This window comes from Hymenobacter terrigena, assembly GCF_054776515.1.
Map to the genome: position 1 here is coordinate 1639137 of NZ_BAAHBU010000001.1, position 16400 is coordinate 1655536.

The 16400-nt window shown below is 62.2% G+C and carries 16 protein-coding genes; 11 read left to right on the plus strand and 5 right to left on the minus strand.

The features are described from left to right. Positions 1–47 precede the first annotated feature (47 nt). Complete coding sequence (locus ACYU7Q_RS06795) at positions 48–293, minus strand: hypothetical protein (RefSeq protein ID WP_460608674.1); 246 nt, start codon at positions 291–293, stop codon at positions 48–50. Between the two features lie 56 nt (positions 294–349). Between ACYU7Q_RS06795 and ACYU7Q_RS06800 the strand changes: the two genes are divergently transcribed. Beyond that, positions 350–1705 carry a YfcC family protein gene (locus ACYU7Q_RS06800; protein ID WP_460608675.1) on the plus strand — a complete coding sequence of 452 codons (1356 nt, stop codon included), beginning with the start codon at positions 350–352 and terminating at the stop codon, positions 1703–1705. A gap of 201 nt (positions 1706–1906) precedes the next feature. Here the strand turns inward: ACYU7Q_RS06800 and ACYU7Q_RS06805 are convergent, their stop codons facing one another. Together ACYU7Q_RS06805 and ACYU7Q_RS06810 are read right to left on the minus strand one after the other, a co-directional pair. Next, on the minus strand, positions 1907–2314 hold the full coding sequence (locus ACYU7Q_RS06805; RefSeq protein ID WP_460608676.1) for a DUF6960 family protein: 408 nt from the start codon (positions 2312–2314) through the stop codon (positions 1907–1909). 73 nt (positions 2315–2387) lie between these two features. Beyond that, positions 2388–3077 (minus strand): hypothetical protein, encoded by a 690-nt coding sequence (locus tag ACYU7Q_RS06810; protein ID WP_460608677.1) that lies wholly within the window; start codon positions 3075–3077, stop codon positions 2388–2390. Positions 3078–3280: 203 nt separating this feature from the next. Here ACYU7Q_RS06810 and ACYU7Q_RS06815 point away from each other — a divergent pair, with 203 nt between their 5' ends. The 3 genes from ACYU7Q_RS06815 (at position 3281) to ACYU7Q_RS06825 (ending at position 7664) form a co-directional block, all read left to right on the plus strand. Beyond that, positions 3281–5173, plus strand: a complete 1893-nt coding sequence (locus tag ACYU7Q_RS06815) for an alpha-amylase family glycosyl hydrolase (RefSeq protein ID WP_460608678.1) — start codon at positions 3281–3283, stop codon at positions 5171–5173. Positions 5174–5276: 103 nt separating this feature from the next. After that, positions 5277–6167, plus strand: coding sequence for a YitT family protein (locus ACYU7Q_RS06820; protein ID WP_460608679.1), 891 nt, complete (start codon positions 5277–5279; stop codon positions 6165–6167). A 165-nt stretch (positions 6168–6332) separates the two neighbouring features. After that, positions 6333–7664 carry a carboxylesterase/lipase family protein gene (locus ACYU7Q_RS06825; RefSeq protein WP_460608680.1) on the plus strand — a complete coding sequence of 444 codons (1332 nt, stop codon included), beginning with the start codon at positions 6333–6335 and terminating at the stop codon, positions 7662–7664. Positions 7665–7716: 52 nt separating this feature from the next. Here the strand turns inward: ACYU7Q_RS06825 and ACYU7Q_RS06830 are convergent, their stop codons facing one another. Then, positions 7717–8346: a nitroreductase family protein gene (locus tag ACYU7Q_RS06830; RefSeq protein WP_460608681.1), complete on the minus strand. Its 630-nt coding sequence runs from the start codon at positions 8344–8346 to the stop codon at positions 7717–7719. A gap of 181 nt (positions 8347–8527) precedes the next feature. Between ACYU7Q_RS06830 and ACYU7Q_RS06835 the strand changes: the two genes are divergently transcribed. From ACYU7Q_RS06835 to trpS, 7 genes are all read left to right on the plus strand, one after another. Next, complete coding sequence (locus tag ACYU7Q_RS06835) at positions 8528–10375, plus strand: glycosyltransferase family protein (protein WP_460608682.1); 1848 nt, start codon at positions 8528–8530, stop codon at positions 10373–10375. A 170-nt stretch (positions 10376–10545) separates the two neighbouring features. Further along, a complete protein-coding gene (locus ACYU7Q_RS06840; RefSeq protein ID WP_460608683.1) occupies positions 10546–11412 on the plus strand; it encodes a DUF4198 domain-containing protein in 867 nt (288 codons plus the stop codon). A 73-nt stretch (positions 11413–11485) separates the two neighbouring features. Further along, complete coding sequence (locus ACYU7Q_RS06845; RefSeq protein WP_168675310.1) at positions 11486–11860, plus strand: STAS domain-containing protein; 375 nt, start codon at positions 11486–11488, stop codon at positions 11858–11860. Between the two features lie 134 nt (positions 11861–11994). Beyond that, positions 11995–12906 carry a ribonuclease Z gene (locus tag ACYU7Q_RS06850; protein WP_460608684.1) on the plus strand — a complete coding sequence of 304 codons (912 nt, stop codon included), beginning with the start codon at positions 11995–11997 and terminating at the stop codon, positions 12904–12906. Positions 12907–12918: 12 nt separating this feature from the next. Continuing rightward, the gene (locus tag ACYU7Q_RS06855) at positions 12919–13665 is read left to right on the plus strand and encodes a VUT family protein (RefSeq protein WP_460608685.1); all 747 of its coding nucleotides are present in this window, start codon (positions 12919–12921) and stop codon (positions 13663–13665) included. Between the two features lie 30 nt (positions 13666–13695). Further along, the gene (locus ACYU7Q_RS06860) at positions 13696–14307 is read left to right on the plus strand and encodes a hypothetical protein (RefSeq protein WP_460608686.1); all 612 of its coding nucleotides are present in this window, start codon (positions 13696–13698) and stop codon (positions 14305–14307) included. Positions 14308–14316: 9 nt separating this feature from the next. Further along, the gene (gene trpS / locus ACYU7Q_RS06865) at positions 14317–15291 is read left to right on the plus strand and encodes a tryptophan--tRNA ligase (protein ID WP_460608687.1); all 975 of its coding nucleotides are present in this window, start codon (positions 14317–14319) and stop codon (positions 15289–15291) included. 195 nt (positions 15292–15486) lie between these two features. Here the strand turns inward: trpS and ACYU7Q_RS06870 are convergent, their stop codons facing one another. Further along, the gene (locus ACYU7Q_RS06870; protein ID WP_460608688.1) at positions 15487–16383 is read right to left on the minus strand and encodes a hypothetical protein; all 897 of its coding nucleotides are present in this window, start codon (positions 16381–16383) and stop codon (positions 15487–15489) included. Positions 16384–16400: the final 17 nt, after the last annotated feature.

Below are 16400 nucleotides of genomic sequence, written 5' to 3' on the forward strand. Positions count from 1 at the left end.
GCTGGTTTTATGCCTTGCGGCGGTAGTGCCGGGGCGGCGCAAGGACCTTAGAGATTAGCGGGCAGTTGCACGCGGGCCAGGTATTCGCCCAGGCCGGCGGGCTTCTGGAAAACGTGGATGAAGAGGATGTGCTCTTCGCCCCGGCTGCGCCAGGTTTCGGCATAAAAGTCCTCCACGGCGTAGAGCGTGAGCTCGAAGCTGTCTTCCGGCCGCTCGGCCAGGCGCGTGCCGTGCCGGGCCAGGTAGTCGAGCTGGCGGCGCTGATGCAGGGCTTTGAACGCGGTGATGGTCATGGGAAGCGAAACGGCGCTTTTGCAAAGTTCGTGCGCGGCCGCCCTAAGTTCGCGTCATGAATCGATTTCGTTTTCCGCACCCGCTGGTGCTCATTGTTGGTTTTATCATCCTGGCGGCGGCGTTGAGCTACGTGCTGCCGGCCGGCGAATTCACGCGCCACCTCGATGCCGTGACCGGGCGGCAGGTGGTGGTGGCCGGCTCCTACCACGCCGTGCCCGCCACCCCGGTGAGCCCGCTCGACGTGCTGGTGGACGTGCCCAAGGGCCTGGCCGACGCGGCGGCCGTGGTGTTCCTGATTTTCCTGGCCGGCGGGGCCTTCACGGTGGTCGACCAGACCGGGGCGCTGCGCTTTGGGGTGGACTGGCTGCTGCGCCGCGCTCATGGCCGCGAGGTGCTCGTGATTCCGCTGGTGGGCACGCTCTTCGCCACCATGGGCGCGCTGGAAAACATGGGCGAGGAGATAATTCCGCTGGTGCCCGTGCTGCTCGTGCTAATGCGGCGACTGGGCTACCCCACCCTCACGGCGGTGGCGGCCAGCGTGGGGGCGGCCTTTGTGGGCGCTTCCTTCAGCCCAATAAACCCGTTTCAGGTGGGCATTGCCCAGAAGCTGGCGCAGCTTCCGCTGCTTTCGGGCGGGGCGTTTCGGATGGGCTTTTTGCTAGTAGCGGTGGGGCTGTGGCTGTGGGCCACCACGCGCCACGCCGTGCGCCACCGCATGGCCCCGGACTTAAGCCTCGATGCCAACGAAATGGCCGCGGGCCCGGCAGCCGAGAGCGGCCGCCCGGGCCTGGTGCTGCTGCTCATGCTGGGCGCATTCGCGGTGTTTGCCTACGGCGTGGTGCAGCTGCACTGGGAGTTCGAGCAGATGTCGGCCCTGTTTCTGGGGCTGGGCGTGGTGGCGGGGCTGGTGGGCGGGCGCGGGCTCACGGGCACGGCCGAGGGATTCATTGCGGGCTTCCGGGACATTGCGTTTTCGGCCATGCTGGTGGGGTTTGCCCGGGCCATTTTTGTGGTGCTGGAGCAGGGCCACATCGTGGATACCATTGTGCACGGGCTGGCCGCGCCGCTGGGGCACCTGCCCGTGGCGCTGGCCGCCCTGGGCATGATGGGCGTGCAAACCCTGCTCCACCTGCCCGTGCCCAGCGGCAGCGGGCAAGCCACCCTTACCATGCCGCTGCTGGTTCCGCTGTCCGATATTCTGGGCCTGTCGCGGCAGGTGACGGTGCTGGCGTTTCAGTACGGGGCGGGGCTGTGCGAGCTCATCTCGCCCACCAACGGCACGCTCATGGCCATGCTGGCGGCCACGGGCGTGCGGTTTGAGCAGTGGGTGAAGTTTGCCGCGCCGCTGTGGGCCGCGCTGTTTGCGCTGGGGGCCGTGGCGGTGGTGGTGGGCATCGCGGTGGGGGTGTAGGACGGGGCGGCCAAGCCCGCTGACGGGCCCAAATAGCCTTTTAGCGGTATAAAAACCGCTGACACGTCCCTGCATCCAGCAGATATCTTAATTTAGCTAAAATATATCCAATTACTTACATCCGACACACCTATACCCCTAGCAGATATCCTACTGCCTATTAAAGATATCCTACTGGCACCAGCAGATACGGTGCTGCCGTTAGTCGGCGCGTAGCTCGGTGGCCTGGAACACGTGGGGCAGCTTGCGCTTGCGCTCCACAATCTGGTAGGTGGCGGTATCGGTGGCCTCGTCCCAGAACACGTCGGAGACGTGGCCGAAGTGGCGGTACTGCCCGGGCTGGGGCGTGACTTCTTCGACGGCGTCGCCGAAGCTGAATTTCGGCTTGTGGTAGATTTCCTTAAATAGCTCGGGGCGCACGAGGAACTGCTGCTCGTCGTAGCGGATGGTTATCCACTCGCCTTCTTCGTCCTCGGAAATCTTTTCAAACAGCTTGCCCACGGGCTCCAGCAACTCAAAGGCGCGGCGGTTGGCGGGATGAATGTAGCGGAAGCCGTAGTCGGGCGACCAGCCGTAGAGGCCAAAAATAACGGGCTTGGGACGGGGCATAAGGGCGATAAATCGGGGCAAAGATTACCCTGAAAACCCCAAATACGCCGGTAAAGTTGTCCAATGCGCTTGCTCAGGCACCCTCGGGGGCGGGGGCCAGGGCTTGGGCGGCGTGGGCCAGCAGGCGGTCGCGGTGGGCGGGGCCGTCGTGCAGGTCGGCAAAGGAGATGCGGTGGGTCTGGCCGTCGTGGCGGCGCAGCAGCACGTCGGCGGGGCCGGCGGGCTCGGCGGCGGCCAAGTCGGCCCAGCGCAGCTCGTGGGCGCGGCCGAGGCGGGTGGTGCGCACGCCAAAGCCCGCGGGGTGCAGGTGCAGGAAGCGGCGGCCGGCCATTTGCCGCGTGCGGAAGGCCATGACCACGTATGCCACGGCCACGGCCGCGTAAATCCAGGGCAGGGTATGCAGCCGGTGTACGCCCTGGGCCGCCTCGGCTACGTGGTGGCGGTGCCAGATGTGGTAGCTTTCGAGGGCCAGAATGCCGGCGGCGGCCAGCTCCAGCCACGCCACCCGCTCCTGGTGAAAGGGGTTGTGGCGCAGGTGCAGCAGCTCGCGCACCATGAGCACGAGGTAGGCCGCGCCCACCCCAAACTCCAGCGCTACCAGGGGCGTGAAAGCTTCATTGCCCGCCAGCACGGGCTGCACGGCAAAGAGCAACACCAGGGCCGGGCCTAGATGGCTCAGCGTTTTGACGCGCTGCTGCCAGGCGTGGCGGCGGTGGTAGAGGGTGGTGCGGCCCTGGGTGGTGGGGAGTATGGCGGTGTCCATGACTGAAAAGTCGGCAAAATATTTTTCCGGTTGTAATCCGGCCGGAATATCGCAAGGGTTTAATTTCGTTGAGGGCCAGCCGATGCGACGGCCGAGCGGCGCACAAGTGGCCAAAAGCGCGACAGTTTCGTATATCAGCGGTACCTGCCGCCCCGTACCCGCCGCATTTTCGGCTGCCCGGGCGGTGGAGAGTCTTTTTTTCGATGTCCAACGCTTCTGCTCCCAAACCCGCTTCCCGCGCTAAAACTGCTCCGAAAGCTTCTTCTAAACCAGCTCCGGCCAAAGTGCCGCAAGCAGCCCCCAGTCCCACCCTGCAGCCCGGCATGGGCGCCGTGCCCCACGCGGCCGGCACCACCTTCCGGGTGTGGGCACCCCACGCCGAGTCGGTTTCCGTCATCGGCACTTTTAATGACTGGCAGGCCGACAAAAACCCGCTGCAAGCCGAAGAAAACGGCTATTGGGCCACCGATGTGGCTGCGGCCAAAGTGGGCGACGAATACAAATTTCACCTCATCAATGGCAAGCAAACCTTCGACCGCAACGACCCCTACGCCCGCCAGGTCACGAACTCGGCGGGCTCGTCGGTGGTGCACGACCCGAATTTTGATTGGGGCGACGACCAGTTCCAGATGCCGGCCTGGAACGAGCTGGTGATTTACGAGCTGCACGTGGGCACCTTCAACGCCCCCGATGCCGAACACGTGGGCACCTTCATGAGCGTGGCCGAAAAGCTGCCCTACCTGCGCGATTTGGGCATTAACTGCATCGAATTGCTGCCGGCCACGGAGTTTCCGGGCAGCCGCTCGTGGGGCTACAACCCCGCCAACCCGTTTGCGCTGGAAAGCGACTACGGCGGGCCGGTGGCCTTCAAGGAAATGGTGAAGCAGGCCCACCAGCACGGCATCGCGGTGGTGCTCGATGTGGTGTACAACCACTTCGGGCCCGGCGACCTCGACCTCTGGCAGTTTGATGGCTGGAGCGAGAACGACGGCGGCGGCATCTACTTCTACAACGACTGGCGCGCCAAAACGCCGTGGGGCGAAAACCGCCCCGACTACGGCCGCCCCGAGGTGCGCCAGTACATCCGCGACAACGCCCTGATGTGGCTAAACGAGTACCGCTGTGACGGCCTGCGCGCCGATGCCATTGCCTTCATCCGCAACGTGAACGGCGAGGAAAACCCCGGCGACGACCTGCCCGACGGCTGGAGCCTGATGCGCTGGATTAACGAGGAAATCGACCAGACGATGCCCTGGAAAATCACCATCGCCGAGGACCTGCGCGGCAACCCCGCCATCACCGAAGCCACCGCCAACGGCGGCCAGGGCTTCGACTCGCAGTGGGACGGCTCGTTTGTATACCCCATCCGCGATGCGCTGACGACCCCGAATGATGCCGACCGCGACATGCAGGCCGTGGCCCAGGCACTGGCCCAGGTCTACAACGACAACGCCTTCCGGCGCGTCATCTACACCGAAAGCCACGACGAAGTGGCCAACGGCAAGAGCCGCGTGGCCGAGGAAATCATGCCCGGCGCGGCCGACCACTGGTTTGCCAAGAAGCGCACCACCCTGGGCGCGGCCCTGGTGATGACGGCCCCCGGCATCCCCATGCTGTTTCAGGGCCAGGAAATGCTGGCCGATGGGTCGTTTGTCGACACCGAACCCATTCGCTGGGAGCGCGTGAAAGAGCGCAACGGCCTAGTGAACCTCTACCGCGACCTCATTGGCCTGCGCCGCAACCTGCACGGCAAAACGCGCGGCCTGGGCGGGCAGCACACCAAAGTTTTCCACGTAAATGACGAGGCCAAGCTGGTGGCTTTCGGCCGTCAGGCCGGTGAGGGCGGCCCCGGCGATACCACCGTGGTGCTGGCCAACTTCGCCAACCAGGCGTACGAGGCTTACACCATCGGCCTGCCCGGCCCGGGCCACTGGCAGGTGCGCTTCAACAGCGACTGGCAGGGCTACGACGGCGAGTTTGGCGACATGCCCAGCTTCGGTATCGACGCCGAGAAAGGCGAGTATGACGGTTTCGAGTGGCACGGCAGCATTGCCATCGCCCCGTATGCCGTGCTGATTTTGTCGCAGGAAGGGTAAAGCTCTCGGTTGCCCGTATAGAAGAACGTCATGCCCAACCAGCGTCCGCGCAGTTGAAGCATGACGTTCTTTGGTATTATTAAATTCACCCAACCCCACCTGCATGGACATACCTACCTCTGCAAAAACCATCAACCGTCCCAATTCTGAGCTGACCAACGCGGCGTTCATCATCGCGGGCGTTGTTTCCGCGGCATTTGGCCTGAAGTCGTTTCTGTTGTCCAGCCACTTCATTGATGGCGGCGTCACGGGCGTTTCGATGCTGCTGGCCACGGGCTTTCGGCTGCCGCTCTCGGTATTCATTCTCATTATCAACCTGCCATTCATTGCCCTCGGGTATAAGCAGCTGGGCCGTCGATTCGCGTTGCGCAGCGCCCTGGGCATCGGCGGGCTGGCGCTGATGCTGGCCTTCGTGCCCTTCCCCGACGTAACGCATGATTTGCTCCTGACGGCCGTGTTCGGCGGCGTATTCATCGGGGCGGGCATTGGCCTGGCCATGCGCGGCGGCGCCGTGCTGGACGGCACCGAAATCGCGGCCCTGCTCGTGAGCCGCTTCCTGGTGCTGCTCAAAGTGAGCGACTTGATTCTGATTCTCAACGTTGTTATTTTCGGGGTGGCCGTGCTGGTGCTGGGCACCGAGCCCGCCCTGTATTCCATGCTGACTTACTTCGCCGCCGCCCGCGTGCTGGAGTTCGTGCTCAACGGCATTGAGCAGTACACCGGCGTCACCATCGTGTCGGAATACAGCGACGATGTGCGCAAGGTCATCACCGAAAAGCTGGGCCGGGGCGTGACGATGTACCAGGGCAAATCGGGCTACGGCAAGCGCGGCGAGCTGGGCCTGGAGCGCGACATCGTGTTCACCGTCGTGACCCGGCTGGAGCTGCCCGCCCTGCGCACGGCGGTGCAGGAAGTCGACCCCAACGCCTTCATCGTGCAGTACCGCATTGATGACGCGCAGGGCGGCATCATTAAAAAACGGGCGTTGCACTAGGGTTGAATTGTTACAAAAGGAACGGTCATGCTGAGCGCAGCCGAAGCATCTCTACCGCAGAAGTAATCCAATCGAAAGGATTAGTTGCGCAGTAGAGATGCTTCGGCTACGCTCAGCATGACCGTTCAGTAGAAACTCCTTACTCCTAACCCAATACCCCTTCACTTGCAATCTGCCCCCACCGCTCCTCACTTCACCACCCCGGCCGGCACCATCATCGGCCGGGCCGATGGGCCGGTGCTGCGCGCCACGGGCATCCGCTACGCCCGGGCCGCCCGCTTTTGCCCGCCGGAACCCGAGCCGCCCGCCAGGGAGCCCATCCGAGCCACAGCCGCTGCGCCCGCCTGCCCGCAGCTGGCCGACCCACGGGTGGACCAGGTGATGGGCGACCTGTTCGCGGCTCTCAGCTTCGACGAGGACTGCCTGCGCCTGTCCATCACGCTGCCGGCCGACCGCCGGCCTGATGAAATCCTGCCCGTCATCGTGTGGGTGCACGGCGGCTCCTACGTGTCCGGGGCCGGCGATTTGGCCATTTATGACCCCGCCACCTGGGTAGCCGAGCGGCGCGTGGTGTTCGTGGCCGTTACCTACCGGCTGGGGCTGTTCGGGTTTCTGGGCACCGAAACCTCTCCTCCCAACCTCGGCCTGCTCGATTTGCTGGAAGCCTTGCGCTGGGTGCAGCGCAACATTGCCGCATTCGGCGGCGACCCGGCACTGCTAACGCTATTCGGCCATTCTTCGGGGGCCGATGCCATTGCCCAGCTCATGCTGGTGCCCGAAGCCCCAAGCCTGTTCCGCCGCGTGATGCTGCACAGCGCTCCGCTGGGCCTCACCCGCAACCGCCAGCGCATGCTGCACGCCATGAGCCGGGCCGTCGGCACAATCCCGGCCACCGCTTCCGCCGCCGACGTGCTGGCCCGGGAAAGCGCCGTGATAAAAGCCGCCCGCTGGCAGGGCCTGAAAAGCGGCATGCCCTTCGGCCCGCAATACGGAGCCACCCCGCTGCCACCCGAAAACGCCATTGACTCAACCTGGGCGGCCGTAGCCCCGCACATCGATGTTCTCATTGGAGCAACGGCCGAAGAAACCCGGTTTTTCGCCGTCATCGACCCTACTTTCAACTGGTTGCAGCGCTTGCCCGTGGCTGGCAGCCATTTGGTGCGCTTGCTGACCAGCGTGACTTCCCGCCGCATTTACCTGGACCCGGCCCGGGCCTTTGCCAGGCATCAGGCCCGAGCGGGTGGCCGGGCCTATCGGTTTTTGCTCACGTACCAGCCGCCCGGCAGTCCATTCGGCGCGGCACACGTCATTGATTTGCCACTGCTGCTGGGCACGCAGGCTGGTTGGGCCGCTACCCCGCTGCTGGGCGAGGCCAATTGGGAGGAATTTGATACGGCTGGCCGACAAGTGCGGCAGCTCTGGGCCGATTTTGCGCGCACTGGAAGGCTGCCGGACGAAGTAATTATTCCCGGTATGCTGGAGGTAAAAAAAGTGTAGGGGCGGGGGCAAGCCCTACCGGGTACGACCCCGCCCCTACTTCGTTCTATCCTTACACCGCCGCCTGGTCATACCGCTCGCCGGCGGGCGTGGGCCACGCGCCTTCAAACAGAAACTCGGCCAGGGGCTTGCGGGTGCGGGGCGCTTCCTCGCGCTCGCGGATGGGGTCAGGCAGGGCCGAAGCCGGGCCGGGGTAGCCCAGCGTGAACACCACTACCGGCTCGAAGCCCTCGGGAATGCTGAACGCGGCGCGCAGGTCATCGGGCGAGAAACCGGCCATCTGGTGGATTTGCAGGCCCAGCTCGGTGGCTTCTATCGCCATGGTGGCGGTAGACTGGCCCACGTCGTACTTGGCCCATCCATTCGGGTTGTTGTCGTGCGAAAACTGAAGCTTGGCGACGCCCACGACCAGAACGGGAGCATTTTTGGCCCACACCTGATTGAATCCCAGCAGACCGCCCAGGATTTTCTCAAAGGCCTCGGGACTGCTCGACTGGCTGCCCAGAATGTAGCGCCAGGGCTGCTCGCCAAAGCAGGAAGCCGCCGACGAAGCGGCGGTAAAAATCTGCTCCACTACTTCGGCCGAAACGGCTTTGTCGGAGTAGGCGCGGGTGCTGCGGCGCTGGGTCAGCACGGGCATTATTTCGTGTTCGAGTTTCAGAACGTTGGTGGTATCGGCCATTAGAATGGGGATGAATGAGGGTGAAGCCGGATAACCACCACGCTAACGCGAAGTTTTGGCTCATCTTCAATCCTGTTTTTCCAAGGTATCTGAAAAAATATGGCCTCCGATGCCAACTAAGCCCCAATCGGCTTACCTTTCGCCACGTTCTTTTTCCCGCCCTGTCCTTCCTCCCCCGCTTATGCAGCCCGCGCCCCACGCCCCCGAAGCTCCCGATGCCTTGTTTCCCAATTCGCTGCTCGTAGAAGTGGCCTGGGAAGTTTGCAACCAGGTGGGCGGCATCTACACCGTTATTCGCAGCAAGGTGCCGGCCACCGTGCCGGCCTGGGGCGACCGATATTGCCTGCTGGGCCCCTATTTCCCCAACATGGCCCAGGGCGAGTTTGAGCCCTACGACGACTTGACGGTACACACCGGCGCCGACCCTTTTGCCGCCGCTGTGCGCACCATGCGCGCCCAGGGCTACGATGTGCAGATTGGCACCTGGCTCATCACTGGCCGCCCCCGGGTGGTGCTCATCAACCCGTTTCAGGTTTACGACCGGCTGGGCCAGCTCAAAACCGACCTCTGGGGCCGCCACAGCATCCCGTCTCCCGACAACGACGACCTGCTGCACCAGGTCATCGCCTTTGGGCACCTTGCCACCGTTTTCTTCCAGCACCTGGCCGCCCAAAAGCTGGCCGAGCAGCGCCTGTTGGGCCACTTCCACGAGTGGATGACCGGCGTGGCCATTCCTGAGCTGCGCCGCCTGCAAGTGCCCGCGCACCTGCTCTTCACCACCCACGCCACGCTGCTGGGCCGCTACCTGGCCATGAACGACCCCGCGTTCTACGACCACCTCATGTGGGTGAACTGGGAAGCCGAGGCCAAGAAATTCAACATCGAGCCCGCCGTACGCATGGAGCGTGCTGCTGCCCACGGCAGCCACGTTTTCACCACGGTGAGCGAGCTGACGGTGCGCGAGTGCATCTACTTACTGGATAGAATTCCGGACGCGGTGCTGCCCAACGGCCTCAACATCGAGCGCTTCGTGGCCCTGCACGAGTTCCAGAACCTGCACCAGCAGTATAAGGCCAAAATCCACGAATTCGTGATGGCCCACTTCTTCCAGTCGTATGCCTTCGATTTGGATAAGACGCTGTACTTCTTCACCTCGGGCCGCTACGAGTACCACAACAAGGGCTTCGATATGACCCTTGAGGCCCTGGCCCGCCTCAACTACCGCCTCCAGCAAAGCGGCCTCGAAACGCAGGTGGTGATGTTTTTCATCACCAAGCGGCCCTTCACCAGCATCAACCCGCAGGTGCTGGAACGCCGCGCCATGCTCGATGAAGTGCACGAAACCTGCAAGGCCATTGAGCGCCAGGTGGGCGAGCGCCTCTTTTATGCCGCCGCCGCCAGCCAGGACCACCGGTTGCCCGAGCTCGGCTCGATGGTGGACGACTACTGGAAGCTACGCTACCGCCGCCAGCTCCAGAGCTGGAAAACCAGCGCCCTGCCCCCGGTCATCACCCACAACCTGGTGAACGATGCCGACGACGAAATCCTGAACTACCTGCGCCGCTCCAACCTGCTCAACCACCGCCACGACCGGGTGAAGATGGTGTACCATCCCGATTTTGTGTCGCCCGCCTCGCCCCTGCTGGGCATGGAGTACGGCCAGTTTGTGCGCGGCTGCCACATGGGCGTGTTCCCGAGCTACTACGAGCCCTGGGGCTACACCCCGCTCGAATGCGTGGCCCGCGGCGTGCCCGCCATCACCTCCGACCTCTCCGGCTTCGGCGACTACGCCCTGCAAAACGTGCCCGACCCCGAAGGCAAAGGCATTTTTGTGGTCCACCGCCAAGAAAAATCCTTCGACGAGTCTGCCGAGGAGCTCTGCGACATGCTCTGGCAGTTCGTGCAGCTCAACCGCCGCGACCGCATCATGCAGCGCAACGCCGTGGAAAGCTCCGCCGAGCTTTTCGACTGGAAGAACCTGCGCGTACACTATGATAGGGCTTATGCCTTGGCCCTGGAACGGCAGTAATCGCCTGTCATTGCGAGCGAAGCGCGGCAATCCTTCCTCTCAATGGGACAAACGTCCTTGCCCCAGAAAGCTTTTTATTAAACTTACAGACTCTTTTCTTTTTGCAGAAGACATCCTGAGTTCATCAGGCTTTCTGCAGTGAGAGAACGGATTGCCGCGCTTCGCTCGCAATGACAAAACTGTTCAGGCTGCTTCCTTTTCTCGTTCTAACCACCGCCGCCCTCGCTCACGAGTTCTGGCTCGAAGCCCCGCGGTTCCGCCTCCAGCCGGGCGAAACCGTGAACGTGCACACCTTCATCGGGACCGATTTCAAGGGCGAGCCCTGGACCACCAAAGCCGCCAAAATCCAGCGCCTCGTCCGTTTCGGCCCCACCCGCACCGACTCAACCGACCTCACGCCCAAAAACGCCACCGAAACCGACACCTTCCGCACCGGTTTCCCTTTTGCCCAGCCCGGCACCCACGTCGTGCTGCTGCGCTCCACCAATTCCTTCATCGAGCTGCCCGCCGACCAGTTCACCGCTTACCTGCGCGAAGAAGGCCTCGACTACGCCCTGAAACTCCGCCAGGAAAACGAAGAAATGGCCAAGCCCGGCCGCGAAACCTACCGCCGCTGCGCTAAAACCCTGATTCAGGTAGGCGAAGCTTCCGCTACCGCAGCAGTCACCGACAGCGCCTGCTGCCACATCTACGGCCTGCCGCTGGAGCTGGTGCCGGAGCAAAACCCTTACCGCCTGGCCGCCGACAAAGCCCTGACCGTGCGCGTACTACGCGCCGGTCGGCCCGCGTTTGGCGCGGCCGTGCAAGTGTGGCAGCGCCAGCCCGGCGGCCTGCCCACCACGCATTACACCACCCGCGCCAACCAAAACGGCCGAATCCTGTTACGCTTATCCGGACCCGGCCCCTACCTGCTGGCGGCCGTGGATATGAGCGCCGCCCCGGCCAAATTGCGCGCCCGCGCCGATTGGCAATCTACCTGGGCATCGCTAACTTTCGCCGGTCCGGCCGCCGTTCTGCGGATTCCCGCAAAACATTAGCCAAACTTCACCCAAAATTTTAGGTTTTTTCTTTACCTTCGCCGTTCTCTTACCCTCCCTCGCCCTACGCTGTATGAAGTACACGATTGATAAAAAAGATAGCTACACCATCATCACCATTGAGGAGAAGAAGCTCGATACCACCGTCGCGCCCGACCTCAAGTCGGAATTCGTGAAGCTGAACGCTGAAGGCATTAACAACCTGATACTCGACCTCACGAACGTAAAATACACGGATTCGTCGGGCCTCAGCTCCATCCTTATTGCCAACCGCTTGTGCAACTCCACGGGCGGCCTGCTGGTGCTCACCGGCTTGCAGGACCACGTGCTGAAACTCATCACTATCAGCAAGCTGGAGTCGGTATTGCACATCCTGCCCACGGTAGAAGAAGGCATCGACCGCGTGTTTTTGCACGCCATCGAGCGCGACCTGACGGATAAGGAATAGCTTTTTTTAGTTGCCAGTTGTTGGTTGTCAGTTGTCAGTTTGTTGAAGCTGGCAACTGGCAACCAACTTTTGTTTTCTGCACGACCCGATTCAGGCCTGACAACCGACAACTATCAACTGACAACTATTTCGTTTTGACTTTTGAGCTAAAGATTCTGGGTTCGGCTTCGGCCACGCCAACGGCCGGGCGTCACCCCACGGCCCAGGTGCTCACCGTCGGCGCGTCGAACTACCTGATTGACTGCGGCGAATGCACCCAGTGGCAGATGCTGGAGTACCGCGTGCGGCCGCACCACGTCCGGGCCATCTTCATCTCGCACCTGCATGGCGACCATTATTTTGGGCTGTTTGGGCTGCTCGGCACCATGCACCTGCAGGGCCGCACCCAGCCGCTGGCCATCATCGGCCCGCCCGGCCTCGACGAAGTGCTGGTGACCCAGGCCCGGGTGTCCAACATGCAGCTGGGCTTTGCCATGGATTTTACGGTGGTGGACACCGAAGCCCACGCCGTGGTGTACGAGGACGAAAACATGACCGTGGCCACGCTGCCCATGCGCCACCGCGTGCCGTGCGCCGGCTACCTGTTTGCCGAACGGCCGCGCCGCGCCAATTTGCTGAAGGAAAAACTGCCCCCCGGCCTCGCCCCTGCCCAGCTGGCGCGCCTGGCCCAGGGCGACGACCTGCCGCCCGACGACCAGCAGCCCGGCCTGCGCCACGCCGATGTGGCCGGCCCCGCCCCCACGCCACGCCGCTACGCCTTCTTCTCCGACACCCTCTACACGCCCGCGCTGGTGCCCCTCATCCAAGGGGTCGATTTGCTCTATCACGAGGCCACCTTCCTGGAAGACCTGCGGGAGCGCGCCGCCCAAACCCACCACAGCACCGCCCGCCAGGCCGCTGCCATTGCCGAGGCTGCCGGTGTGAAACGTCTGTTGCTGGGCCACTTCTCCAGCCGCTACAAGGCCCTGGAGCCGCTGCTGCACGAGGCCCAGGCCCTGTTCCCCACCGCCGAGCTGGCCACCGAGGGATTAGTCGTGAGCCTGTAGTTCGATTTGATTATGAACACCTTCGCCCATAAAAAACAGCAACTCTACCTCGTGCTCAGCGGGATTTTTCTGGTGAATGCGCTGCTGGCCGAAATCATCGGCGTCAAGATTTTTTCGGCCGATAAGCTGATGGGGCTGCCCGGCAACCTCACGGCGGGCGTGCTCATCTGGCCGGTGGTTTTTGTGACCACGGACATCATCAACGAGTATTTTGGCAAGGCCGGCGTGCTGCGCATCAGCTACTTAACGGTGGTGCTTATTCTGTTTGCATTCGGGGTTATCTACCTCACCACCAAACTCCCGCCGGCCGATTTCTGGCTCGATGTGAACAAAACCGATAACTTGGGCCGGCCCTTCAACATTGATTTTGCCTACCAGAGCATTTTCCGGCAGGGGCTGGGCATTATCACAGGGTCCATCGTGGCGTTTGCCGTAGGGCAGGTGCTTGATGCCACTATTTTCACGGCCCTGCGCCAGGCTACGGGCGGGCGCTACATCTGGCTACGCGCCACGGGCTCGACTCTGATTTCGCAGTTGGTCGATTCGTTTGTGGTGCTGTACGTGGCCTTTTACGTGTTCGGCAATTGGACATTCAACCAGGTTATCAGCGTGGCGAATACCAACTACTGGTACAAGTTTGCGGCCGCCATCCTGCTCACGCCGGTGCTCTACCTGGCGCACTTCCTGATTGACAAGTACCTGGGCCAGGAGGAAACGGCCGAGCTGCAGGAAGAAGCCGTGGAAAACGTGAGCGTGTAACTTTTCTTTGCTCGTCCGCCTTTCACCGCCATGCGACTTTCCCATTTCCTGCTGGCGGCCGGGGCCTTTTTGCTGCCCACCGTGGCCCGCGCCCAATTCAATTTTGCCCCCGGCACCTACCAGCTCGCCAACGGCTCCAAAGGCGAAGCTTCGCTGAAGCTGGCGCTGGCCGAAAACGGCAGTCCTACGATGATGGTGGGTATAAAAAACGGCAAGGAGCGCAAGTTCCGCGCCGCCGAAGTCACGGCCTTCACCGTGGAAAAACACCGGTTTGTGCGGGTGAATGATTTCCGGTTCCTCAGCGGCACCGATGCAGATTTTAAGGAGCCCGCGCTGCTCGAAATCCTCGAAACCGGGCCAGTAGAGTTGTTTTACTATTACTATCAGGTAGAGATGGGCACCAATTTTAAGGCCCACGTGAAGCTGCCGGTGCTGCGCAAAGCCGGCACGAGTACGTTCTTTGCGTACAGTCCTGGCCACACGCCGGGGTTCGACCAGAAACTAGCGCCCGGCGGCTTCGTGGCGGCCCTGTTTCCGGCCGACCCGGTGCTCCAGCGGCAATTTGCCACCAATGCCGTCAGCCGGGCCCAGCTCGCTGCCGTCGTGCACGCTTATAATCAAGGCGTGCGCTTAACTCATTAACTACCTAACATGTCCCGCATTCTTACCGGCATCCAGAGCACCGGGCGCCCGCACCTCGGCAACCTGCTCGGCGCTATCCTGCCCGCCATTGAGCTGTCGAAAAACCCGGCCAACGACTCGCTGTATTTCATCGCCGACCTGCACTCGCTCACCACCGTGCGCGACCCTGCCGTGCTGCGCGCCAACACCTACGCCGTGGCTGCCGCGTGGCTGGCCTGCGGTTTTGACACCGAGAAAAACCTGTTTTACCGGCAGTCCGACGTGCCGCAGGTAACGGAGCTGACTTGGTACCTGAGCTGCTTCACGCCTTACCCCATGCTGGCCAACGCGCACAGCTTCAAGGACAAGAGCGACAAGCTCTCGGATGTGAACGCCGGCCTCTTCACTTACCCGGTGCTGATGGCGGCTGATATTCTGCTCTACGATGCCGACATCGTGCCCGTGGGCAAAGACCAGATTCAGCACCTCGAAATTGCCCGCGACATCGCCAGCGCCTTCAACAACCGCTACGGCGAAACGCTGGTGCTGCCCCAGGCCCGCGCCGATGAGCAGCTGATGACCATTCCTGGCACCGATGGCGCAAAGATGAGCAAGAGCTACGGCAACATCATCGACGTTTTCGCGACCGAAAAAGACTTGCTGAAGGCCGTCAAAACCATTATTTCGGATAGCACGCCGCTCGAAGCGCCTAAGAATCCGGATACGGATGTCACGTTCAAGCTGTATTCGTTGCTGGCTACGCCGGCCGAAATCGAGACGATGCGCGCCAACTACCTGGCCGGCGGCTATGGTTACGGCCACGCCAAAAAGGAGTTGTACGAGCTGATTTTGCGCCGGTTTGCCGCGGAGCGCGAACGGTTCGATTTTTACATGAACAACCTGCCGGAACTAGACGCAGCGCTGGCCGTTGGGGCGAAGCGGGCGCAGGAATACGGCGCGGGCGTGCTGGCGAAGGTGCGCCAAAAGGTGGGCTACGGGCGGTAGGGTTCGTTTGTCATTGCGAGGCCGCAGGCCCTGGCAATCCGTCCTCTCAATGCGACTAGCTATCAGATGTGATAAAGCCTTTTTCAATTCAAAAGCCCCAATACTGAGCAGTATTGGGGCTTTTGGTGTAAGAACGCATCTGATTTTGACAGGACGGATTGCCAGGGCCTGCGGCCTCGCAATGACAAACGAAAGCTAAAACGCCTGCTGAGCCGAGAAGCTGAAGCCGACTTTGCTGCCGCGACTCACTTGCTGGTTTTCCAGCTTTTGCTTCACCGATATTTTCTGAATTTCGGGCAGCGGCGGGGCGATGAGGTCGTTATTCACGGCGGCAATCATGGCGCTTTCCACGAAGAGGCGCATGGACTCGGGCGTTACCGGGTTGTCGCTCATGTCGTTATCGGGTAGCTCAAGCTGCTGCACGCCTTCGAGAAAGTAGTGGTTGTTGATGTTTACGAGCAGGCGGCCCACGAGGTAACCGGGGTCGTTCAGGCGCTGGTATTTGATGCTGTCGGCCATGAAGTTGTAGGCCATGATATGGCCGAAGAAGCGGCGGCGGAAATCGGCTTCGACGTACTTACTGGGCATGGGACCATAATCGTCGGGGAAGGTGACGATGTTGGAATGCATCACAAACACCAGCAAATCGCCCGAAAACCGAATGTGAAACTCCATGTCGTTGATGGAGCGGTATTCAATCACCACGCTCGAATCGAGGGGCGTGAGCTTGCGGCTGAGTTCGAGCACCAACTCCTGCGACACCAGCCGCAGGCAATCGAACGCCGCCTGGGTGTTGCGGTAAATGGCCTGCTTGGCGGTGGATTTTTGCTTGAGGCCCTCGAAAATCTGGTTGAGGCGGTCGGCCGGTGCCTCGGTGGGCGAGCCGGCCGCAGCCGTGGGGTAATTGTTGGTGGCGGTGGCCCCGGTGTGGCCCGTTTCGGGCGCCGCCGGCGTTGGAGCGCTGGGGTTGGCAGCCGCTTTGGGCGCTTTAGCGGCTTTGCGGCGGGCCGGCGCGGGTTCAGGCTTAGCCGTCGGCTTAGGGTTAATTAATGGCTCGTAAGCGACGCTTTTCTTGGGGGATGATTTAGCCATGCGGAAGGGGAATAAGC